Annotated in this window: 1 protein-coding gene; it reads right to left on the minus strand. The window is 60.1% G+C overall.

The genetic code is table 11. The annotated features are described in order from the left end of the window. Nucleotides 1-283 (minus strand): hypothetical protein (locus tag KMS84_RS40005; protein WP_256921568.1); only part of this gene is annotated, 283 nt, incomplete at both ends.

Consider the following 283-nt stretch of genomic DNA (forward strand, 5'->3'; position numbering starts at 1 on the left):
CAGGTGAAGCCGTCAGGATGGCCCCACGGTGTTTCCGTGAGCTTCGAGCGGTGAGTGCTGCACAGGCGGCAAACGTTGTGCTTATCGCACACCACGTAGCTGTACTTCTCACCGGTTCCGTTGCACTTGGCGCAACCAGAAACCCAGTACCATGCGCCATCGATCCGCTCGGCGTACAGGCCGTTTTCCGGGGGGCGCAGGCTGACTTCGGGCAGGTCAGTAGTTGTACGGTGAAATCTGTGATGATCCGCCCCGTTCCAGACGTTGAGGCTGCCGTTACGCT

It is taken from the genome of Streptomyces hilarionis (assembly GCF_024539675.1).
Classification (GTDB): Bacteria; Actinomycetota; Actinomycetes; order Streptomycetales; family Streptomycetaceae; genus Streptomyces; species Streptomyces hilarionis.